This window comes from Mesorhizobium sp. USDA 4775, from assembly GCF_054062655.1.
In genome coordinates this window covers 43,091-63,655 of sequence record NZ_JBSSFM010000001.1, presented here as the reverse complement: position 1 = coordinate 63,655, position 20,565 = coordinate 43,091, and the positions used below count along the sequence as shown (strand labels likewise).

Below are 20,565 nucleotides of genomic sequence, written 5' to 3'. Positions count from 1 at the left end.
GTGCGGTGCAAACTAAAAGGGCGGGGCGACTTCGTCTACCCCACCCCAAGCATTTAATACGCTTTGCCAGAGAGCGTCAAAGCGCCTTCTGCAACTCCGGCAGAATGACGAAGAGATCGCCGACGAGGCCGTAGTCGGCAACCTGGAAGATCGGGGGCCTCCTCGTCCTTGTTGATGGCGACGATGACCTTGGAATCCTTCATGCCGGCGAGATGCTGGATGGCGCCGGAAATGCCGACGGCGATGTAGAGGTCCGGAGCGACCACCTTGCCGGTCTGGCCGACCTGCCAGTCGTTCGGCGCATAGCCGGCATCGACCGCGGCGCGCGAAGCGCCGACCGCCGCACCGAGCTTGTCGGCGACCGGCAGGATGACCTCCTGGAACTTCTCCGAGGAGCCGAGCGCGCGGCCGCCGGAGATGATGATCTTGGCCGAGGTCAGTTCCGGACGGTCGGTCTCCGACAGCTTGTTCTCGACGAAGGTGGACAGGCCGGGATTGGCCGCTGCCTTGACAGTCTCAACCGCGGCCGAGCCACCCTCGGGCGCTGCCTGGAAGGAGGCGGTGCGCACGGTGATGACCTTCTTGGCGTCGGTCGACTGCACGGTCTGGATGGCGTTGCCGGCATAGATCGGCCGCTTGAACGTATCCGGTGAGACCACTTCGATGATCTCGGACACCTGCGCGACATCGAGCAGGGCGGCGACGCGCGGCGCGACGTTCTTGCCCGACGAGGTCGCTGGCGCGATGATGGTGTCGTAACCGCCGGCGAGCGACACGACGAGGGCTGCCGTCGGTTCGGCGAGACGCTCGGCGAGTTCGTCGGCTTCGGCGAGCAGCACTTTGCTGACGCCCTTGAGCTTGGCCGCGGCGTCCGCAGCACCCTTGGCGCCCTTGCCGGCCACCAGCACATGCACGTCCGAGCCGATCTGCAGGGCCGCCGAAAGCGCCTTGGCGGTCTGGTCGGAGAGGCTGGCGTTGTCGTGTTCGGCGATGAGGAGAATTGCCATTTATCTGTTCCTTTCCCGATCGCTTACAAAACGCCGGCTTCGTTCTTGAGCTTGTCGACCAGTTCGGCGACGCTCTTGACCTTGACGCCCGCCTTGCGGCCGCCCGGCTCCTCGGTCTTGATGACCTTGAGGCGCGGCTTGACGTCGGCGCCGTAGTCGGCCGGGGTCCTTTCGTCGAGCTGCTTCTTCTTGGCCTTCATGATGTTGGGCAGCGAGGCATAGCGCGGCTGGTTGAGACGAAGGTCCGCGGTGACGATCGCCGGCATCTTCAGTTCCACCGTCTGCAGGCCGCCGTCGACTTCGCGCGTCACCTTGGCCTTGTCGCCGTCGAGCACCACCTTGGAAGCGAAGGTGCCTTGCGCCCAGCCGAGCAGGGCCGCCAGCATCTGGCCGGTCTGGTTCGAATCGTCGTCGATCGCCTGCTTGCCGAGGATGACGAGGCCGGGCTGTTCGGCATCGACCACACCCTTCAGCACCTTGGCGACGCCGAGCGGCTCGGTCTGCTCGTCGGTCTTGACCAGGATGGCGCGGTCGGCGCCCATGGCAAGCGCGGTGCGCAAGGTTTCCTGCGCCTGCTGCGGGCCGATAGAGACGACGATGATTTCTTCGGCCTTGCCGGCTTCCTTGAGCCGGATCGCCTCTTCCACCGCGATCTCGTCGAACGGGTTCATCGCCATCTTGACGTTGGCCAGTTCCACCGCCGAACCGTCGGCCTTCACGCGAACCTTGACGTTCGCATCCACAACCCGCTTCACGGGCACAAGGATCTTCATTGCCTGTCACCTCTTCACGCTAGTTGGGCGCGCTATAACAGCTTGCGCCCCTTCTGAGTTGTCGAAAGCCGACATTCCTGACTGAATTCCGGCCAGACGGAATTCTGGCCGGATGGAAATTCTGGTCTTTGCCCGTCTTGGACTGCTCCTTAACAGCCCTGGCGCTCGGACGGAGACGTTTCCGTAGTTGGGGCAACCCCTGCCGTCAATACGCTGAAAGCGGCTCAAATCGGTTCAGTTTGGGCCAGACGGGTTTCCCCGGCCCCAGCGCGTCGTGGTGGCCTGCGGTTCAGGCGCCGCTGGTTCGGCGGCAACCGGCGGCTGGTCTGATGTGGGAACCACGGCATCCTCATCTGCGCCGGCAAAAAGCGGCACGCCGCGGCTGCGCAGGACCAGAACAAGCACCGCGCCTGCAATGATGCCGCCGATATGACAGGCCCAGGAAATCTGGTCCTCGCCGCCGGTGGCGAACATGAAGACTTGGAACAGCACCCACAGGATAAGCGGGATGAAGGCCGGAATGCGCAGCGGGATGCGAGCAAAGGCCAGGACCCAGACCTTAACCCTGGGATAGAGGATCAGATAGGCGACGACCACGCCGGCGATGGCGCCTGAGGCACCGATCAGCGGCACTTGCGAATCCCAGGCGATAAGCCCCTGGAAGGCGGCGCCGGCGATGGCGCACAGGAGATAGAAGATCAGGTAGCGGATGTGGCCGAGCGCGTCCTCGACGTTGTCGCCGAACACCCACAGGAACAGCATGTTGCCACCAAGGTGGAAGATGTCGGCATGCAGAAAGGAATAGGTGAGGTAGCTCAGGCTTTCCGGAATGATGATGAACCGGGGGTCAAGCTCGGCCGTGTTGTGGACAACGGACGGAATAAAGCCGAGGCCGAGCACGGCGGCATTGGTGAAGTTCTCGCCGCCGAGTGCCGTGGCGCAATAGACCAGCGCGTTGACCACGATCAGGCCGATCGTCACATATTGCAGGCGGATGTGGCGCAGCCTGTTGGTGTCGTAAAGCGGGATGAACATGCGTGCCTGGTCCCCTCCGCTTTTCGATCCGTTCAGCGGTTCTTGCCGGGAACCCATAGCACGTCGCCATTTCCATTGTCATTGACCGCCCGGGCGGCGACAAACAGGAAATCGGAGACGCGGTTGATGTATTTCAACCCGTCGCGGTTGACGTGCTCGCCCGGGTCTTGAGCCAGCGCCACCATTAGCCGTTCGGCTCGCCGCGCCACCGTGCGGGCCAGATGCAGCGCTGCCGCCGCCGGCGTGCCACCGTTGAGCACGAAGGATTTGAGTGGCTGCAGATCCTTGTTGAGGAGGTCGATGTCCTTTTCGACGCGGTCGGTCTGCGCGGCAACGATACGCAGCGGCTCGTAGCCAAGCGGCTTGCCGTCATCGGGCACGGCGAGATCGGCGCCGAGGTCGAACAGATCGTTCTGGATGCGCGACAGCATGGCATCGATCGCCGGGTGGTTGGCTGCCGTGTGCACGCGGGCGATACCGATGCAGGCATTGGCTTCGTCGACCGTGCCGTAGGCGTCCACCCGCAGATCGGATTTCAGCCGCCGCTCACCGGTGCCGAGACCCGTCGTGCCGTCATCGCCGGTGCGGGTGTAGATCTTGTTGAGCTTGACCACATCGCCTCCCGAACGGCCTCACTTGCGGGTGAAATACACGGCCAGCAGGATCAGCGCCAGCGCCACGGCCTGCAGCATGACGCGTGCCTGCATCAGCTTGTTGGAGGTGACGCCGGAACCGCCGCGCATCATGTTGATGAGGCCTCGGATCAGCACGATCGCCACGGCGGCCATGACCAGAATGGCGAGGATATTGAAGACGGTTGCCATTGTTGCGTTTCCAGTTGTTTCGCGTTCAGGCGCGTTTGGCCATCAGGCGGTAGAGCATCGAAGCCGGCAGGATACGTTTGAGCGCCGCGCAGATTTTAGCCGGCACCGTTACCACATAGTGCGGACGCGGGCGCCGCGACAGAAGGGCATGACGCAGAACCTTGTGGACTACTTCCGGCCCGGGCTTCAACGCCGATTGGCTGCCGCCGGCGCGCAGCCGCTCCAGCTGCGCGGCATAGTCCGCGCGGTGCACGGAATTCTCGATGTCGATGTTCTTCAGGAACCAGGGGAGGCCGTTGCTGGCGATCTTCGATTTCACCGGCCCCGGTTCGATCAGCGAAACATGGACGCCGCTGCCGTCCAGTTCCTGACGCTGGCAGAGCATCAGCGCCTCGAGCGCATGTTTGGATGCCGAATAGGCGCCGCGAAAGCGCACCGGCACCAGACCGAGGATCGACGAGCAATGGACGAGACGGCCGTGACCCTGGCGGCGCATCACCGGCACGAGACGGCTGGTCAGATCATGCCAGCCGAAGAAATTGACCTCGAACTGCTGCTTGAGCGCGGCCACCGACAGATCCTCGACCGCGCCGGCCTGGGCGTATGCGCCGTTGTTGAACAGGGCATCGAGCCGGCCGCCGGTGCGCTCGAACACCGCCGTCACCAGGGCGGCAATGGAGCCCGGTTCGCTGTAGTCGAGGTAGAAAGCCTCGATGCCGTCACTTTCGAGCGCGGCGATGTCCTCGGGTTTTCGGGCTGTTGCAAAGACCCGCCAGCCTTGCGCCTTGAGTGCCCGGGCGCAATATGCACCTATGCCGGACGAGGCGCCGGTGACGATGATGGTGCGCAATTCCTGCGCCGTCGGACTCGTGGTTTCGCCAAGGGTTGCCATTTGCCGCATTCACTTCCCATATTCGCGGCGTCGAGACAATCGAAGGGAACGCGGGTTCTTGTTGCGGAATATTGTCGCCCTGCGCCGCGTGCTCTACGACGCGCTCGGCCATTTCAACACCGATGACGGCTGGGCGATGGCCAGCCATCTGGCGATCACCTCGCTGATGGCGCTGTTTCCTTTCCTGATCTTCGCCACGACGCTGGGCAGCTTCCTCGGCGCCCAGGCCTTTGCCGACACGGCCGTGCACCTGGTCTTCGACACCTGGCCGGATCAGATCGCCAAGCCGATCGCGCATGAGGTGCTGAACGTGCTGACCGTCCGGCGCACCGACCTGTTGACCTATGGCGTGCTGCTTGCCGCCTATTTCGCGTCGAACGGCATAGAGGCGCTGCGCACCTCGCTCAACCGCGCCTATCGTGTCACCGAGACGCGCGGCATCATCTACCGCCGGGTGCAGAGCATCTTCTTCGTGCTGATCGCGACGGCCGGCTTCCTGGCGATCAGCGTGCTTCTGGTGTTCGCACCCCTGCTGGCGCGGCTGGCGGAAGCGCATTTCGAATGGATAAAGCCCTATACCGGCACGATCACGCTGTGGCGCTACGTCATCGCCTCGGCCGTCATCATCGGCGGGTTGTTTGCCGTGCACTACTGGCTGCCGGCCGGCAAGCGCCGCTTCGTCTCGCTGGTGCCGGGCATCGTCTTCACACTGGCCGCATGGCTCATCGGCTCGACGATGTTCGCCACATATCTCGACCATTTCTCGTCCTATGTTACGACTTACGCCGGGTTGGCCTCGATCATGATCGCGGTGGTCTTCCTCTACATCGTCTCGGCGATCTTCATCCTCGGCGGCGAGCTCAACGCCGCGATCAGCCGCTATCTCGAGGCGCGTGCCCGGGTCGGATGAGGCGGTGCCGAATTGAGGAAATGAAGAACTGGAGAATTGGGGAATTGGAGAAATGAAGAACTGAGGAAAAAGGCGGCCATATCTGGCGCCGTGTGCTTCTTCCTCAATTCCTCAATTCCTCAATTCCTCAATTCCTCAGTTCTTTTCAATCCCTCAATTCTTCCCTTGGTCTGCCGCGCCGTTGCCAGGCCGACGCCGAAGGTGGTGATCGCCATGCCGACGATCTGCAGCGCGTTGAGCTGTTCGTCGAAAAGCGCCCAGGCGATGATCGCCGTCACCGCCGGCACCAGGTAGAACAGCGAGGCGACTTTCGACATTTCGCCGTCGCGGATCATCACCATCAGCAGGAAGATGGCGCCGAGCGACAGCACCAGCACCAGCCAGGCCATGGCGAAGATCAGTTCGCCATTGATGATGACGGTGTGCGTTTCGAAGGCGAGCGCGGCCAGGATCATCAGCGAGGCGCCGCCGACATATTGCCACATGGTTGCTGCGACGAGGTCGCCGCCGGAAGCAAAACGCTTCTGCCAGATGGTGCCGGCGCTCATGCCGAGCACCGAGACCAGCGAGGCGGTCAGCGTCGCCGCGGTCACGCCGCCGCCGAGCGCGCCAAGCTTTGGCCACAGCACGATGACGATGCCGATCAGGCCGATGCCAAGGCCAAGCCAGTGGCGCGGCAGGATGGCCTCGCCCAGGAACTTGCCGGCAAGCACGGCGGTGATCAGTGGTTGCAGGCCGACGATCAGGGCCGAAAACCCGGCCGGCATGCCCCTGTGGATGGCCCAGAAGACGGCGCCGAGATAGACGCCATGCATCAGCACGCCGGCGCCGGTGGCGTGCAGCGCCTCCTTGCGGGTAGCTCGCTTCGAACCCAGAACGGGCATCAGGGCTGCCAGCAGGATGGCCGCTATGACGAAACGGGCGGCGAGGAAGGTGAACGGCTCCGCCCATGGCATGGCATAGCGCGCGCCGATGAAGCCGGTCGCCCACAGGACGACGAATGTGGCGGGGATGAACCGCTTGATGCTTTGCATTTTCCGGAGACCGCTACGCTGGTGAGAAACTGACCGTGGCGCTGCTCTAATCCCGTTCAACCCGAGGCGCAAAACGAAACGATTGATCCATGCATCACGGGAATTCAATCGGCAGTGCGTGCGGCGCGCTTTTGCCAGAGCTTTTTGCCACGCTCAGAGGCCGGCCATCCGCCTGATATCGTCCGGCGATGCGCCGGCCTCCCGCAGCTTGGCAAGGCCGGTGTCGCCAAGGCTCTTCGACAGTTTTCGCCCGTCCCGCCCGAGGATGAGCCGATGGTGGAAATAGGCCGGTTGCGGCAGCTCGAGCAATTCCTGCAGAAGGCGCTGTACGCCGGTGGCAGAAAACAGGTCCTGCCCACGCACGACATGGCTGACCCCTTGCAGCGCGTCGTCGACAATGACGGCCAGGTGGTAGCTGGTCGGGATGTCGCGGCGCGCCACGATCACGTCGCCCCAGTCCTGCGGGCGGGCTTCGACCGAGCGCGTCGCCGATAGCGTATCATCGCTGAATTCGGTCCATGCGAGGTCCCTGCCTACACGTACAACAGCGGCATCGACATCAAGCCGCCAGGCGAAGGGTTCGTTTTCAGCGATACGCCGTTTGCGTTCTTTCACCGGCAGCGCCTTGTCGACGGGGGGATAGAGCGGCACGCCATCGGGATCGCGCGGCCAGTCGCGCCCGCGCTTTTCGCTGTCGGCTATGAAGGCCCTGATCTCGCCACGGCTCATGAAGGCGGGGTAGACGAGGTCCTCGCGGATCAGCCGGTCGAGCACCGCCTGATACTCGGCGAAATGCTCGGACTGGCGGCGTACCGGCTCTTCCCAGCCAAGGCCCAGCCATTTCAGGTCGGCAAGCACGCCGGCCTCGAATTGCGGCGTGCAGCGCGTGGTGTCGATGTCCTCGATGCGCAGCAGCAGGCGGCCGTCGCGGGCCTCTGCGAGCGTCTGGTTGAGCAGCGCCGAATAGGCATGGCCGAGATGCAGTTCGCCGTTGGGGCTGGGCGCGAAGCGGAATGTCAGGAGCGTCATGTCTGAGGCGGCAATCGGGTTGTGCTGTGCTTTTGGCGGTTGCTACTTTGCTGCACATTGGTGGGCAAGGATACCATGCAACGAATCGCGACACTGAACGACATTGCCCGCGGGCTCGATGCGCTTTGCATTATCGACCCGCGCCTGGAAAAGGTGCGCGGCATGGCCGGCGAGGTGCCGCTCAGGCTTTCCGAGCCGGGATTCAGGAGCCTGGCGTCGATCATCGTCTCGCAGCAGGTGTCGCGGGCCAGCGCCGATGCGATCTTCGGGCGGCTGACGAAGCTGGTCGATCCGCTGACGCCGCAGGCGATCCTGGCCGCCGGCGAGGACATGTTTCGCGAGGCCGGCCTGTCGCGGCCCAAGCAGCGCGGCCTGATCGCGGTTGCCCAGGCCGTGGCGGACGGGCTCGACCTCCATCACCTCTGTTCGCTGGATGCTCAGGAGGCGATCACGACGATGACGACGGTGCCTGGCATCGGCCCGTGGACGGCCGAAGTGTACCTTCTATTCGCCGCCGGGCACCCCGACATTTTCCCCGCGCGTGACGTTGCGCTGCAGAGCGCGGTCGGTCACGCGCTCGGCATCGACCCGCGTCCGCCGGAGAAAACACTGATCGCATTGGCCGAATCATGGAGCCCGTGGCGAGGTGTCGCATCGCGGCTTTTCTGGTCCTATTATCGCGAAACCAGGGGGCGGGACGCAGCGCCGCCGTCCTGAATCTACAAAAAAGCATAAAAATCGGGGTTTTTTGACGCCTTGGGCAAGCGACAATCCGCTTCACATCCCTGTCATGTCGGGCTTACAGTATCCGCGCCGTTCGGGTCTAGAACCAAGGAGGTAAACACGTGACGGTTGCCGTATCTCCGGATGGGCTTCCAGCACTGGTGCTGAATGCGGATTACCGTCCGCTCAGCTACTACCCCTTGTCGCTCTGGTCCTGGCAGGACGCCATCAAGGCGGTGTTCCTCGACCGGGTGAACATCGTCGCCGAATATGAGCATGCGGTGTCCTCGCCGACCTTCTCGATGAAGCTGCCGAGCGTGGTCAGCCTGAAGGCCTATGTGAAGCCGTCCAGGCACCCGGCCTTCACCCGCTTCAACGTCTTCCTGCGCGACCGCTTCCAGTGCCAGTATTGCGGCACGCCCGACGACCTCACCTTCGACCACGTCATCCCCCGCCATCGCGGCGGTGCGACGACCTGGGAGAATGTCGTCGCGGCCTGCTCGCCCTGCAATCTGAGGAAGGGCGGCATGATGCCGGCGCATGCCAAGATGTGGCCGCTGCAGAAGCCCTATCAGCCGACCGTGCATGATCTGCACAACAACGGCCGCCTGTTCCCGCCGAACCATCTGCACGAAAGCTGGATGGATTATCTCTACTGGGACGTCGAACTCGAACCTTGAGATCGTTCGAGAATTCGGGAGGCTGGCCGCCTGAAGCGATTGTCTGCGCTTCCGGTACTCACGTACTTTAGTGCGCTCCGCTCCGGTTCTCGAAAATCACTTCATCCGACTCAGCCTGCCGAATTCTTGAACGATCTCGCGCCGCGCCAGATCAGTCCTTGGCAAACGCGCCACGGAAGGCGACGGCGCCCAGGATAAGGCTGGCGATGGCGTTCCAGCCGGCCAGGGACAGGCCCAGGATGCGCAGTGCCGCCTTGTCGCAGGAGGGCGGCACGAATTTGTCGAGCGCGTCGAGCACGCCCTTGCCGCCGGTGTCGACCGGGCCGGCGCCCGCCGTGCAATCGGTCGGGCCGGCCCACCACTGCCACTCGACGCCGGAGTGATAGACGCCGAGATAGAGGCCATAGAGCATCAGCAAGCCGCCAATGCCCAGCAGGCCGCGCGTCAGCCAGGCCGGCGCGCGCAGCATCGAGGCGATCACCGCCAGCACCATCAGCGGCGCGCCGATATAATAGGGGGTGCGCTGCTCCAGGCAGAGATGGCAAGGGATGTAGCCGCCAATGTACTGGAAGCCGAGCGCCGACCCGACGGTCGCGGCCATGGCGACGGCGAGAAACAGGGCGGTCCGCGTCCGCTGGTGTCTGGTGTCGGCATTCATGGTCGCTGTCATGGGGTTTTTGTCCGTTGAGTTCGCCGGCCGTTCGACTTTTTATCCATGTCGTTGTCCCAAAACCGCGGGGCACTTTTTGGGCGACATGGACTAGAACGCGTATTTGACGACGATATAGAGCAAAATCAGGGCAGCGGCCGCGGCGCCGGCGATCAGCCCGAGGCGCTTTTCGATGAATTCGCGGATCGATTCGCCATAGCGGCGCAGCAGCCACGCCAAGAGCAGGAAGCGCGCGCCGCGAGCGACGATGGCCGAGATGATGAAGATCAACAAATTGACGTGCAGGGCGCCCGCAAGGATGGTGACGACCTTGATCGGCGGCAGGTGCGCGAGACCGGAGGTAACGAGCAGCACCAGCATCAGGCCGATGCCAGAATTCTGCCAGCGCTCGAAGGTCTCCAGGCCGCCGAAATGCTCCAGGATCGGACGGGCGATAGTGTCGTAGGCGAAATAGCCGATCATCCAGCCGGCGATGCCGCCAAGCACCGAGGCGACCGTGGCGGTCAGCGCATAGCGGTAGGCGCGGTCGGGGCGTGCCAACGCCATCGGCAGATAGAGTACATCGGCCGGCACGAAGAAGAACGAGCTTTCAATGAAGGCGATGATGGCAAGCCACCATTCCGCGGATTTCCTGGCCGCCAGCGACAAGGTCCAGTCGTAAAGTCCGCGAAGCATCGGCACTCCTATGCGTGTCGCCCAAACGGTGCGCTGCGGTTTCGGGGCAATGGCATGCACAAAACAAAGACCCAAAGCGCGCCATCCATCCGCTGGGACGCGCCTCGCTTTGATGCGCCGCCTGTCTAGAAAGATTTTCCGCGCCGCACAATGGCAGCGCGGTCACGAAATCAAAAGGGGAAGATTGGTCGCATCCCGGTGATCTCGAGATTTGGCCAGTTGACGAACAGGCCTCCGACCGTATAGTCCGCGCCCATCCAGGCCGCCCGGCCTGAGCCCCTATGGCGGAATTGGTAGACGCGCTCGACTCAAAATCGAGTTCCGCAAGGAGTGCTGGTTCGATCCCGGCTAGGGGCACCATTCCTTTTTTCAGGATCCATGTTGCTTGCCCGCCCATGGCCTGGGGCAAGGTCGATAAGCCACGGAGAGGGTCGGTTGCATCGGACGCGGCCGAGATGATTCAGGGCACAGGCTGGCGCTACAGCGACAGCCTGTGCCTTCTCCGATCCAATCAGAGCGAGTGCTTGTAGCCGATCCCGATGTTCCATTTGTCGCCGGCGAGATCGTTGTAGGGCGCCGAGGTCGTATCGGTCTTCTTCCAGGAATAGCCGACGCTGGCATAGACCGCGTTGGTGGAGTCGATGTTGTAGGTCACGCCGGTGGCCAGTTTGGGCGTTTCCCAGGTGGTGCTGAAGGCGTTGCGGTAGCGGAAGTTGAAGACGTTCCAGGTCCATTGCTTGGACAGCTTCCAATCGCCCGCGAGATAGAGGGCATAGTAGGGAACATTCGCGTTGGCATCGGCATCCTTGATGATGCCAGTATCGTGCCAGGTGTAGCCGAGCCCCAGGCTGGGGGTCAGGGTGAAGGCATCCGTGATCTTGATTTTGTAGCCGAGGCTTGCTTCGGCATAGTACTGCGACTTTCCGCCGGTCTTGAAGGTTGGCTGGATGAAGATCCCGCCGACGAAATTATTGTCGAAATTGTGCGAGACGCTGAGCTTGAAGTAGGTGTCGGCAAGCGACCGGGCGGTGTTGCTGCCATTGTCGATGGCGTAGAATTCCGGGTCCCCCTCGATTGCGATCGTCCAGGTCGGCGCTGCCGGTGGCGGGGCTTCGACCAGGTCGGCGGCAAAGGCCGATGTGGCCATGGACAAGCAGACGCCCAATGGGGCGATGATGGCGCGCAAAAGCATGGTCTTTCCTCGAGATGTGGCGGCGCATCGGGGACGGAGCGGCGCGTTGGGATGTGGCGAGGATTAGCTAGGCGCGTGCCATTACAGTTATGTGACGATGTGCCATTCGTGTGGGCGGCTTCGCCCAGACGGCCCTCGACTGGAAACCGGCGGTGCAGTTTGGTCACACCCGCGAGGCGGGGGTGGCAACAACTCTTCGACGAGAACGGTTTTCTTGCCTTGGACGAAGCAGGTGCACCAGACGGCTGTGTCGCGCGTCTGCGCGGTCGAGATGGCTATCGCATATTGCCGGTATGGCCCTGCGAATATCTGCCGGGCTGCGGCCAAACCGTCAGGCCATGAGGCTCGACGCCGACGCGGATTTTCGTCACGGCGCCCGAGGTGGTGTCGATCATGTAGACCTCGCTGTCGAAGCGGCCGGACAACCACAATTGCCTGCCGTCGGCGCTGACATTGCCCATATCGGGGCTGCCGCCACCGGGTATGGGCCATTGCGCGACCACCGAACGGGAAGCAAAGTCGATGACCGTCACGCTGCCCGGCCCCTTTGCGCGGCCTTGCTCCATCTTGTGCGAGCCGCGATTTGAAACGTAGAGTTTTGTCCCGTCGCGGCTCACGACAAAGCCGTGCGTTCCGATGCCGGTGGCGATGAAGCCGATCTCGGAAAAGCTGTCTCCGTCGATCAGGAACACGCCGTCGTTCATCATGTCGGCGACATAGAAGACCTTGCCGTCGGGCGAAAGCCGGATGTCCTGCGGCATGCCCATCTTCGACAGAGCGAGGTGGCCGAGCACCTTCTGGTTTTTCAGGTCCACCTTCAACAGTCCCCCATCGCCATATTCGCAGGTGAATATGGCGTAGGCATTGTCGGCGGAGAAATCGGCATGGTTGATGCCGGGGCAGGTCGGCGTCGGTATCGTCGATTTCAGCGCCATGGTCTGCGGATCGCGCAGATCAAGGCGCTGAAAGGCCTCGTCGACGACGACGGCCGAACTTCCATCCGGCATGAAGTACATGTTGTAGGGGTCATCGACCGGGATTTCGTGACCCGGCCTGGCGGTCTTGGGATCGATCGGCGTCACGCTGCCCTTGCTGGTGCCGCTGGCGTTGTTGGCGACCCAGAGCGTGCTCAGATCCCAGGACGGAACGACGTGCTGCGGCTTGCGCCCGACAGGGAACCTGTCGACCTCCTTGAGCGTCGCGGTATCGATGACCGATACGCTGTTGGACGAGCGGTTCGGAACATAGACGCGCGGCAGCGCGCCTATCGTGGCCGGGCTCAAATGATCAGAGGTTGTCTGGTCGTAGATATTGACCGGAGAGCGGGCAGGCGGCGGCTCGCTGCAATCCTCCGGGCACGAGTCGGCCCAAGCCGATGCCGGCGATAGGGCAAGCAACAAAACGAGCAAGGCGCGAAAGCGCGTGAACCGTCGATATGGCTTGATCATTTGGGCTGCTGTCTTGTGAATTCGCGGATCGCTTCGGTCGTACCGCTGACGATCAGGTCGACGCCGAGTTGACCGAACTCGGCCGATGATCGTGTCGGGTCGCCACCATAGACGCCGTCGCCGGCGCCGAGCTTCGGAGCCGCCGCGAGGCGATCCTTGCGCACCATGGAAGGGTCGATGGCGAGCATCAGCGATGTGTCGGCCAATCCGGCGTGGGTTCCGATCTCGGACTGCCTCGCGCCGGCCGACAGGAGCTTGTCGACATAGGGGCCCTGGGTGATCTGATAGTATTGCAGCGCCGCAAAGACCCGGACCGGGCCTTTGCTCCATTCGGCATTCAGACGATCGGCCACATGACGCTCGTCGACTTGATAGCCGCCATGGTCGCCGATCAGCACGATGGTCTTGAAGCCGTGCAGCTTGAAGCTGCGCGCCGCGGATTCGAGCAATTGCTCGAAAATCTTGTCGCTGATGGTAATCGTTCCGGGAAACCGCATATGGGCGCTCGGCGGGTCGATGGTCCCTTCCGGGACATAGGAGATCACCGGGGCGACCAAGGCGTTGCCGAGTTGACCGGCAATCTTCTCGGCCAGGAACTTGACCCGCACATTGTGCTTGCCCAAGGCCATGGCAGGACCGCTTTGCTCTGTGCCGCCTATCGGGACGATGATCGTCGTCGTCCCGGCGCTGATCCGATCGCGCAGTTCGGTCCAGGTCTGGTCTTCGAGGAAGACCGATGCATTGGCAGCATGGGCCCCCGAGGCAAGACCCGACAGAAGCCAAAGGCCAACGACAATGCCCGCGCGCGTGAAACGGTGCCGTGCGATCAGCCTCTGGGCGATGCGTTGCACCGGACCGGATGTCCGCCGATTTCCTGCAGTTAGTTCGGGGGCGGTGGTCTCGGCAAGGCGCCGGCGGCCGCGAGGATTCGGGATCATGGGCTACCGCCGTCTCAGCAGGCTCTTCATGCGGTTGCGCAGCAGGCGGGCCATGTTGCGGGTCTCGCGGTAGAGATGCAGCTGCGAGGCGGCCTGGCGGGCGAGGCGGTCGGCGTCCGGCGTCAGCCCGATCACCAGCGTGCCGATCGGCTTGCGCTCGGCCCACAGCCGGCTCATCACCGGATGATCCGGCACCGCGCAGGAATCGGTCATCATGATGTTGGGATCGTCGAGATGCTGCCGGGTGACCTCGATCATCAGCAGCGTGCCGGGAGAATAGGCGGCCAGCGTCTCGTCATAGGCCGTCTTCCAGGTATAGGCGACGCCGGCCTCGACGAAGACGATCAGGCAAGCGATGGTGCGGCCGTCGAGCGTCAGCGAATGGATGCGGCACATGTCCTGCTCGGCGAGCCGGTGGACGGCCTCGCGGGCAAAGGCGGCGCGGAAGCGGTCGATCGCCATGGCGGTGCGCTCGCGGCCCTTCCAGCCGGAGGCTTCCAGCGTCAGGAAGCCCTCGATGGCGTGGCGGATCTCCTCGGGGCCGCGCGCCACCACATGCTCCAGCCTGCCGAGGTCGGCAAGGCGCCGTTTCAGGCGGCGGAACTCGCGATAATGGTGCGGGCGCAGCGAAGCCTTCAGATAGTCATCGCCGTCGAGCCCGCTCTCCAGCACGGGGCGCGGGGTCTGGCCGGTCGTGACCAGCGTCAGGCCGCGCGTCTCGGCCACGGTGTCGAGCAGGCTCGCCACGGGACCATCGAGCCTGATGTCGGGCAGCACGAAGACTTTCGGCAGCTTGAGGTGTGGGCGCGACAGCATCGAGAAGAAATCCTCGACGACGCCGACCGGATCGTCGCGGTCGATCAGCGGCGTGCCGAGCGGACCGAACGGGCTCGACCAGGTGCGCATCACCGGCACGCCGAGCGGCACCACCGGGCGTTCCACCGAGATCGGCACCAGCAGGCGCAGCCGGTTGCGGTATTCGTCGCCGTCGCGGATCACCGCCAGGCGCACCTCGCGATCCTCCAGCCGGGGCATGGCCGGCGCCAGGAAGCGCGGGTTGAAGAAGACGTTCGGCTCGATCGTGCGGGCGCACAAATAATCCAGTTCCTCGACCAGGTCGAAGCCGGCGGACGCCGGGTAGATGGCAAGCTTGCGTTCCGGCCGGTTGTTGGCGAGGATTTCGATATGGGCGGGATCGGGATCGCGCGCCAGCCCGGCAAGGCCGGACACCATGGCGCCGGCGGTGCCGCCGCTGGTTTCCTCGAGCAACGGGATGGCGGCCATCAGGCGGCTCCTTTGGCAGGCACGAAGATGGCCATGACGATGCCAAGCTTGCGCCAGACCGTGAAAGACAGCGCGCTGGCCTCGAAGATCATGGCGAAGGCGGTGGCCATGGCGGCGCCCCACAGGCCGAAATGCGGGATCAGCACCACGTTGAGGCCGATGTTGAAGGCCAGTGTCATGGCATAGACGGCGGCGCAGATGTTCTGGTTGCCGCTCATGGTGAGCAGGCTTTCGCAGGGACCGACGGCGGCGCGCGCCACGACGCCGAAGACGAGCAGGAACAGCAGCGGATAGCCCGACGTGAATTCGGGGCCGAACAGCACCAGCATGGGTTTGCCCAGTGCCAGCACCAGCAGCGCCATCAGCAGCGAAGGCCAGAAGGTCCAGGACACCGTCTCGCGGGCAAAGGCGGCAAGCCTCGCCGGCTCGCCATGGGTGAACTGCGCATAGCGCTGGGCGACACCGGCCTTGACGGCGAAATAGACGAAATGCACCAGCGCCAGCGTCTTGACCGTGGCGAAATAGACGGCGACGTCGTTGGGATCCATATAGGCGCCGACCATCAGCACGTCGGCATTGGTGAGCAGGAAGAAGAAGCTTTCGACCAGGAAGATCGGCAGCGAGACGATGAACCATTGCGCGAAATGCACCTTCATCGGTCCGGCCGGGATCTGCCTTTCCATGCGGTGCGTGACGCCGATCAACTGGGCGAGGGTGGTGACATAGGTGGCGGCGATCGAGGCGAAGATCGCCGTCCTGGCATCGGCGGCGTAGCCGGCAAGAAGCATCAGCGCCATGAACAGCAGGATCAGCACCGGCCGTATCAGATAGGTCGGCGACAGGGCGAAAAGCGCCCAGCTGTTCGCCCTGGCCTGGCCCTGCAACAGGTCCGACAGCGCGATCATCGGCAGGCAGATGACGCCGAGGATGAACGGGATCACGTAATAGTTTTCGATCCACGGCGCCGACAGCCAGACACCGAGCGCGCCAAGCCCGGCGATGATGGTGGAGGCGATCAGCACGAACAGGCGGCTGGCCACGACGATGCCGCGCAGTTCGTCCATCAGGCCGCGCTCGCGGTATTCGGGAATGAAGCGGATGACCGAGGTGTGGAAGCCGAGGCAGGCGAGGTTGCCGACGATGACCATCGTCACCCAGACCAGCACGAAGATGCCGTATTCGAACGAGCCCATCCAGCGCGCCATCAGCACCTGGCTGATGAAGGCGATGACGGCGCTGACGATGCGGATGGAGAAGGCGATGACGGACATGCGGCCGGCCTCGCCACGCTCATCGGCGGTGAACAGCACGGCGTCGATGCGGCCAAGCAACGGCCCGACACGCAGCGCCAAACGCTGCGGCAAGAACCGCCCGGCAGTCGTGGCCGCGGAAAAGCGCACCCCGATCTCTCTCCGTTTTCCGCCTCTTTTTCAGGCGTTGGTGTAGCGGAGACACATTAAGAAACGGTTGGGTGAGCTTCCTTCGCCCCGTTCACGGGGAGAAGGAAAGAGCGCGTCCTTAAGCAAAGGCCCCGTGGCAGTGCTTGTATTTCTTGCCGGAGCCGCAGGGGCAGGCTTCGTTGCGGCCGACCTTGCCCCAGGTCGCCTGATTGTTCGGGTCGCGGTCTTCGGGGGCGACGACGGCGCTCTGCTCCTGGCGCACCAGGAGGGCTGTCTCGCCGCCTTCGAAATCGTTCTCGCCGGTGGTGCCGTCAATATGCGTGCCGAACATGTCGGGCGCTTCCGGGGGCGGGGCTTCGGCGGCCTGGCGGACCAGTTCGACGCGCATCAGCTGCGCGGTGACGGCCTGGCGCAGATTGCCCAGCATCGCCTGGAACAGTTCGAAGGCCTCGCCCTTGTACTCCTGCAGCGGATCGCGCTGCGCGTAGCCGCGGAAGCCGACGACCGAGCGCAGATGGTCGAGATTGACGATGTGCTCGCGCCACAGATGGTCGAGCGTCTGCAGCACCACGGAGCGCTCGACATAGTTCATTACTTCGGGGCCGAAGCGCTCGGCGCGCTCCTTGGCGGCGGCATCGGCGGCGGCAGTGATGCGCTCGCGGATGTCGTCCTCGGCGATGCCTTCTTCCTTGGCCCAGTCCTCGACCGGCAGGTCGAGATTGAGGAATTCGGCGACCTCGGCCTTGAGGCCGGCGACATCCCATTGCTCCGCATAGGCGTTTTCGGGGATGGCCTTGGCGACGATCTCGTCGATGACGCCCTCGCGCATCTCGGCAATGGTTTCCGACAGGCCTTCGCCGTCCATCAGCTCGATGCGTTGTTCGAACACCACCTTGCGCTGGTCGTTGGAGACGTCGTCATATTTCAACAGGTTCTTGCGGATGTCGAAGTTGCGCGCCTCGACCTTCTTCTGCGCCTTCTCCAGCGCCTTGTTGATCCAGGGATGGATGATCGCCTCGTCTTCCTTGAGGCCGAGCTTCTGCAGCATGCCGTCCATGCGCTCGGAGCCGAAGATGCGCATCAAATCGTCCTGCAGCGACAGGAAGAATTTCGAACGGCCGGGGTCGCCCTGGCGGCCGGAACGGCCGCGCAACTGGTTGTCGATGCGGCGCGATTCATGGCGCTCGGTGGCGAGAACGTAGAGGCCGCCGGCGGCCAGCGCCTTTTCCTTCAGGCGCTCGACGTCGGCGTTGATTTCCTTTTCGCGCGCCTCGCGCTCCGGGCCCTCAGGCATGTCGCCCAGTTCGTCGGCAATGCGCATTTCGGCATTGCCGCCGAGTTTGATGTCGGTGCCGCGGCCGGCCATGTTGGTGGCGATGGTGATGGCGCCGGGCTTGCCGGCCTGGGCGACGATCGCCGCCTCGCGCTCGTGGTGGCGGGCGTTCAGCACCTCGAAATCCTTGAAACCTTCCTTGCGCAGGCGGTCGGCCAGCTGCTCGGACTTCTCGATCGAGGTGGTGCCGACCAGCGTCGGCTGGCCCTTGGCGCTGGCTTCGCGGATCTCCTTGACGATCGCCTTGTACTTCTCCTCGACCGTCCGGTAGACCTCGTCGTCCTCGTCCTTGCGGATGACCGGCAGATTGGTCGGGATCTCGGTGACTTCGAGCCCGTAGATGTTGCCGAATTCCTCGGCCTCGGTCAGCGCCGTGCCGGTCATGCCGGACAGCTTCTTGTAGAGGCGGAAATAGTTCTGGAAGGTGACGGAGGCGAGCGTCTGGTTCTCCGGCTGGATCGCCACATGCTCCTTGGCTTCCAGTGCCTGGTGCAGGCCTTCCGAATAGCGGCGGCCGGGCATCATGCGGCCGGTGAACTCGTCGATGATGACGATCTCGCCGTTGCGCACGATGTAGTCCTTGTCGCGCTGGAACAGCCGGTGCGCCTTCAGCGCGTTGTTGACATGATGGACGATGGCGACGTTCTCGACGTCATAGAGCGACTCGCCCTTCAGCAGGCCGGCATCGCGCAGCAGGTTCTCCAGCTTCTCGGTGCCTTCCTCGGTGAAGATCGAGGTCTTCTGCTTCTCGTCGATTTCATAATCCTGCGGCTGCAGCTGGATGATGAAGGTGTCGATGGTGTTGTACATTTCCGAGCGGTCCTCGAGCGGACCGGAAATGATCAGCGGCGTGCGCGCCTCGTCGACCAGGATGGAATCGACTTCGTCGACGATCGCGTAATTGTGGCCGCGCTGCACCATCTGGGCGCGCTCGTACTTCATGTTGTCGCGCAGATAGTCGAAGCCGAGCTCGTTGTTGGTGGCGTAGGTGACGTCGGACGCGTAGGCGACGCGGCGCTCCTCGTCGGACAGGCCATGGACGATGACGCCGACCGAGAGGCCGAGGAATTTGTAGACGCGGCCCATCCATTCGGAGTCGCGGGTGGCGAGATAGTCGTTGACGGTGACGACATGGACGCCGTTGCCGGCCAGCGCGTTGAGGTAGACCGGCAGTGTCGCGACCAGGGTCTTGCCCTCGCCGGTGCGCATCTCGGCGATGCCGCCATTGTGCAGCACCATGCCGCCGATCAGCTGGACGTCGAAGGGGCGCATGCCGAGCACGCGGCGTGCCGCCTCGCGCGCGGTGGCGAAGGCCGGGACCAGAAGGTCGTCAAGGCTGGCGCCATTGGCGATGTCCTGGCGGAATTTTTGCGTACGCCCCGCGAGTTCGGCGTCGGAGAGCGCTCGCATCTCGTTTTCCATGGCGTTGATCGCCTCGACACGGGGCCGGGTCGATTTGACCCGACGGTCGTTGGAGGAACCGAAAACCTTACGGGCGAGACCGCCGAGACTGACCATCCAATGGTCCTTTCGATAGAATTCTCAATCTTGAGATGGGCGCCGGCCGGCCCCATCAAATCCGCGTGATCGCACCGCCTGAATACGGGCAAACACAAAAAGCGCCCGGAAAACGGTTCTGGACGCAAAGTCGTTGGACAGATAAGAGGGGGCTCAACTGATGTCAACGCCGCGCTGGCCCTGCCGGTCGTGCCAAATTCCGCCACAATCTGGCTGATCTGGAAGCCACCCCTCCTTACAATCCTTCACCGGAGTCATCCTTATGCCCTTGTTGTTCCGCCGTGCGTCGCTCGCCAGCCTTGGCCTGGCCTTCGGCCTGTCGGCTCTTTGCCTGTCGCCCGTCATGGCGCAGGAGGCCGCTCCTGCTGCCCCGGCCGCACCCGCTGCGGCGCCGGTCGACCCGAATGCCGTTGTCGCAACGGTCAACGGCCAGCCCCTGACCGAAGCCGACCTAGTGCTTGCCGAAGGCGAGCTGTCGCAGCAATTCGCGCAGTTGCCGCCCGAACAGCGCCGCGCGGCTGCCCTTTCGGCCGCCATCGAGATCCGCGTCATGGCCGCCAAGGCCGTTACCGACGGCCTCGACAAGGATCCCGACTTCCAGCGCCGCATGGCCTTCCTGCAGCAGCGCGCGCTGCATGGCGAGATGGTCGAGAAAGGCGTCGTCGACAAGGTCACCGACGCCGAGATCCGCGCCCGCTACGACCAGGAAATCGCCAACACGCCGCCGGTCAACGAGGTGCATGCCCGTCACATCCTCGTGAAGACCAAGGAAGAGGCCGAGGCGATCATCAAGCAGCTCGACGGCGGCGGCGATTTCCAGAAGCTCGCCAACGAGCACACCAGCGATCCCTCGGGCAAGTCCAATGGCGGCGATCTCGGCTGGTTCGGGCCTGGGCAGATGGTGCCGGAGTTCGACAAGGCGGCCTTCGCGCTCGATGTCGGCAAATACACCAAGGAGCCGGTGCAGACGCAGTTCGGCTGGCATGTCATCAAGCTCGAGGACAAGCGCGCCAAGCAGCCGCCGGCCTTCGACGACGTCAAAGACCAGGCCAAGCAGGCGGTCATCCGCGACAAGTATTTCGCGCTGGTCAAGTCGCTGCGCGCCGGCGCCAAGGTCGAGATCCCCGACGCCAAGCTGAAGCAGGCCGTCGATACGATGGAAGCCGGCAAGTAAGCCTGAACGATTTCTTCAAAGGGGCG

The 20,565-nt window shown here is 63.6% G+C and carries 19 protein-coding genes, 1 tRNA gene and 1 pseudogene; 5 read left to right on the top strand and 16 right to left on the bottom strand.

Annotation, left to right across the window (positions count from 1 at the left end):
* Positions 1-76: 76 nt before the first annotated feature.
* The 6 genes and pseudogenes from ACVILI_RS00305 to ACVILI_RS00280 form a co-directional block, all read right to left on the bottom strand.
* Positions 77-1,007 (bottom strand): annotated as a pseudogene (locus ACVILI_RS00305) (electron transfer flavoprotein subunit alpha/FixB family protein).
* Positions 1,008-1,030: 23 nt separating this feature from the next.
* On the bottom strand, positions 1,031-1,780 hold the full coding sequence (locus ACVILI_RS00300; RefSeq protein ID WP_038649929.1) for an electron transfer flavoprotein subunit beta/FixA family protein: 750 nt from the start codon (positions 1,778-1,780) through the stop codon (positions 1,031-1,033).
* 234 nt (positions 1,781-2,014) lie between these two features.
* A complete protein-coding gene (locus tag ACVILI_RS00295) occupies positions 2,015-2,815 on the bottom strand; it encodes a rhomboid family intramembrane serine protease (protein WP_019861384.1) in 801 nt (266 codons plus the stop codon).
* Between the two features lie 32 nt (positions 2,816-2,847).
* Positions 2,848-3,429, bottom strand: a complete 582-nt coding sequence (locus tag ACVILI_RS00290) for a cob(I)yrinic acid a,c-diamide adenosyltransferase (RefSeq protein ID WP_038649928.1) — start codon at positions 3,427-3,429, stop codon at positions 2,848-2,850.
* Between the two features lie 18 nt (positions 3,430-3,447).
* The gene (locus ACVILI_RS00285; RefSeq protein ID WP_019861382.1) at positions 3,448-3,639 is read right to left on the bottom strand and encodes a twin transmembrane helix small protein; all 192 of its coding nucleotides are present in this window, start codon (positions 3,637-3,639) and stop codon (positions 3,448-3,450) included.
* A gap of 25 nt (positions 3,640-3,664) precedes the next feature.
* The gene (locus ACVILI_RS00280) at positions 3,665-4,531 is read right to left on the bottom strand and encodes an SDR family oxidoreductase (RefSeq protein ID WP_084791686.1); all 867 of its coding nucleotides are present in this window, start codon (positions 4,529-4,531) and stop codon (positions 3,665-3,667) included.
* 58 nt (positions 4,532-4,589) lie between these two features.
* Here ACVILI_RS00280 and ACVILI_RS00275 point away from each other — a divergent pair, with 58 nt between their 5' ends.
* Positions 4,590-5,441: a YihY/virulence factor BrkB family protein gene (locus tag ACVILI_RS00275; RefSeq protein WP_027047430.1), complete on the top strand. Its 852-nt coding sequence runs from the start codon at positions 4,590-4,592 to the stop codon at positions 5,439-5,441.
* Between the two features lie 119 nt (positions 5,442-5,560).
* Here the strand turns inward: ACVILI_RS00275 and ACVILI_RS00270 are convergent, their stop codons facing one another.
* Both ACVILI_RS00270 and gluQRS read right to left on the bottom strand, forming a co-directional pair.
* Entirely contained in the window at positions 5,561-6,475 is a 915-nt protein-coding gene (locus tag ACVILI_RS00270; protein WP_019861379.1) for a DMT family transporter, read from the bottom strand.
* 153 nt (positions 6,476-6,628) lie between these two features.
* The gene (gluQRS, locus tag ACVILI_RS00265; RefSeq protein ID WP_038649926.1) at positions 6,629-7,504 is read right to left on the bottom strand and encodes a tRNA glutamyl-Q(34) synthetase GluQRS; all 876 of its coding nucleotides are present in this window, start codon (positions 7,502-7,504) and stop codon (positions 6,629-6,631) included.
* Positions 7,505-7,579: 75 nt separating this feature from the next.
* Here gluQRS and ACVILI_RS00260 point away from each other — a divergent pair, with 75 nt between their 5' ends.
* Positions 7,580-8,221, top strand: coding sequence for a DNA-3-methyladenine glycosylase family protein (locus ACVILI_RS00260; RefSeq protein WP_027047429.1), 642 nt, complete (start codon positions 7,580-7,582; stop codon positions 8,219-8,221).
* A 128-nt stretch (positions 8,222-8,349) separates the two neighbouring features.
* A complete protein-coding gene (locus ACVILI_RS00255; RefSeq protein WP_010911702.1) occupies positions 8,350-8,907 on the top strand; it encodes an HNH endonuclease in 558 nt (185 codons plus the stop codon).
* Between the two features lie 151 nt (positions 8,908-9,058).
* On the opposite strand, the gene ACVILI_RS00250 is transcribed toward ACVILI_RS00255, so the two are convergent.
* Both ACVILI_RS00250 and ACVILI_RS00245 read right to left on the bottom strand, forming a co-directional pair.
* Positions 9,059-9,577 (bottom strand): disulfide bond formation protein B, encoded by a 519-nt coding sequence (locus ACVILI_RS00250; protein WP_038649924.1) that lies wholly within the window; start codon positions 9,575-9,577, stop codon positions 9,059-9,061.
* Between the two features lie 90 nt (positions 9,578-9,667).
* Positions 9,668-10,252 (bottom strand): YqaA family protein, encoded by a 585-nt coding sequence (locus ACVILI_RS00245; protein ID WP_038649922.1) that lies wholly within the window; start codon positions 10,250-10,252, stop codon positions 9,668-9,670.
* A gap of 275 nt (positions 10,253-10,527) precedes the next feature.
* Between ACVILI_RS00245 and ACVILI_RS00240 the strand changes: the two genes are divergently transcribed.
* Positions 10,528-10,612 (top strand) — tRNA-Leu (locus ACVILI_RS00240).
* Between the two features lie 151 nt (positions 10,613-10,763).
* Here ACVILI_RS00240 and ACVILI_RS00235 read toward each other — a convergent pair.
* From ACVILI_RS00235 to secA, 6 genes are all read right to left on the bottom strand, one after another.
* The gene (locus tag ACVILI_RS00235) at positions 10,764-11,444 is read right to left on the bottom strand and encodes a TonB-dependent receptor (RefSeq protein WP_051726872.1); all 681 of its coding nucleotides are present in this window, start codon (positions 11,442-11,444) and stop codon (positions 10,764-10,766) included.
* 275 nt (positions 11,445-11,719) lie between these two features.
* The gene (locus ACVILI_RS00230; RefSeq protein WP_240565422.1) at positions 11,720-12,727 is read right to left on the bottom strand and encodes a YncE family protein; all 1,008 of its coding nucleotides are present in this window, start codon (positions 12,725-12,727) and stop codon (positions 11,720-11,722) included.
* Positions 12,728-12,888: 161 nt separating this feature from the next.
* Positions 12,889-13,830 carry a creatininase family protein gene (locus ACVILI_RS00225; RefSeq protein WP_457102278.1) on the bottom strand — a complete coding sequence of 314 codons (942 nt, stop codon included), beginning with the start codon at positions 13,828-13,830 and terminating at the stop codon, positions 12,889-12,891.
* Between the two features lie 3 nt (positions 13,831-13,833).
* Positions 13,834-15,114: a GNAT family N-acetyltransferase gene (locus ACVILI_RS00220; protein ID WP_038649918.1), complete on the bottom strand. Its 1,281-nt coding sequence runs from the start codon at positions 15,112-15,114 to the stop codon at positions 13,834-13,836.
* Positions 15,114-16,514 carry a lipopolysaccharide biosynthesis protein gene (locus ACVILI_RS00215; RefSeq protein WP_038649916.1) on the bottom strand — a complete coding sequence of 467 codons (1,401 nt, stop codon included), beginning with the start codon at positions 16,512-16,514 and terminating at the stop codon, positions 15,114-15,116. Before ACVILI_RS00215 ends, ACVILI_RS00220 begins: the two co-directional genes overlap by 1 nt.
* A 118-nt stretch (positions 16,515-16,632) precedes the next feature.
* On the bottom strand, positions 16,633-19,365 hold the full coding sequence (secA, locus tag ACVILI_RS00210; RefSeq protein WP_019861369.1) for a preprotein translocase subunit SecA: 2,733 nt from the start codon (positions 19,363-19,365) through the stop codon (positions 16,633-16,635).
* A 262-nt stretch (positions 19,366-19,627) separates the two neighbouring features.
* On the opposite strand from secA, the gene ACVILI_RS00205 reads away from it, so the two are divergent.
* On the top strand, positions 19,628-20,539 hold the full coding sequence (locus ACVILI_RS00205; RefSeq protein ID WP_019861368.1) for a peptidylprolyl isomerase: 912 nt from the start codon (positions 19,628-19,630) through the stop codon (positions 20,537-20,539).
* Positions 20,540-20,565: the final 26 nt, after the last annotated feature.

Coding starts and splice junctions, on each gene's coding strand:
- ACVILI_RS00300 (WP_038649929.1), bottom strand. CDS start 1,780: ATGAAGATCCTTGTGCCCGTGAAGCGGGTTGTGGATGCGAACGTCAAG.
- ACVILI_RS00295 (WP_019861384.1), bottom strand. CDS start 2,815: ATGTTCATCCCGCTTTACGACACCAACAGGCTGCGCCACATCCGCCTG.
- ACVILI_RS00285 (WP_019861382.1), bottom strand. CDS start 3,639: ATGGCAACCGTCTTCAATATCCTCGCCATTCTGGTCATGGCCGCCGTG.
- ACVILI_RS00280 (WP_084791686.1), bottom strand. CDS start 4,531: ATGGCAACCCTTGGCGAAACCACGAGTCCGACGGCGCAGGAATTGCGC.
- ACVILI_RS00270 (WP_019861379.1), bottom strand. CDS start 6,475: ATGCAAAGCATCAAGCGGTTCATCCCCGCCACATTCGTCGTCCTGTGG.
- gluQRS (WP_038649926.1), bottom strand. CDS start 7,504: ATGACGCTCCTGACATTCCGCTTCGCGCCCAGCCCCAACGGCGAACTG.
- ACVILI_RS00260 (WP_027047429.1), top strand. CDS start 7,580: ATGCAACGAATCGCGACACTGAACGACATTGCCCGCGGGCTCGATGCG.
- ACVILI_RS00250 (WP_038649924.1), bottom strand. CDS start 9,577: ATGACAGCGACCATGAATGCCGACACCAGACACCAGCGGACGCGGACC.
- ACVILI_RS00245 (WP_038649922.1), bottom strand. CDS start 10,252: ATGCTTCGCGGACTTTACGACTGGACCTTGTCGCTGGCGGCCAGGAAA.
- ACVILI_RS00235 (WP_051726872.1), bottom strand. CDS start 11,444: ATGCTTTTGCGCGCCATCATCGCCCCATTGGGCGTCTGCTTGTCCATG.
- ACVILI_RS00225 (WP_457102278.1), bottom strand. CDS start 13,830: ATGATCCCGAATCCTCGCGGCCGCCGGCGCCTTGCCGAGACCACCGCC.
- ACVILI_RS00220 (WP_038649918.1), bottom strand. CDS start 15,114: ATGGCCGCCATCCCGTTGCTCGAGGAAACCAGCGGCGGCACCGCCGGC.
- secA (WP_019861369.1), bottom strand. CDS start 19,365: ATGGTCAGTCTCGGCGGTCTCGCCCGTAAGGTTTTCGGTTCCTCCAAC.
- ACVILI_RS00205 (WP_019861368.1), top strand. CDS start 19,628: ATGCCCTTGTTGTTCCGCCGTGCGTCGCTCGCCAGCCTTGGCCTGGCC.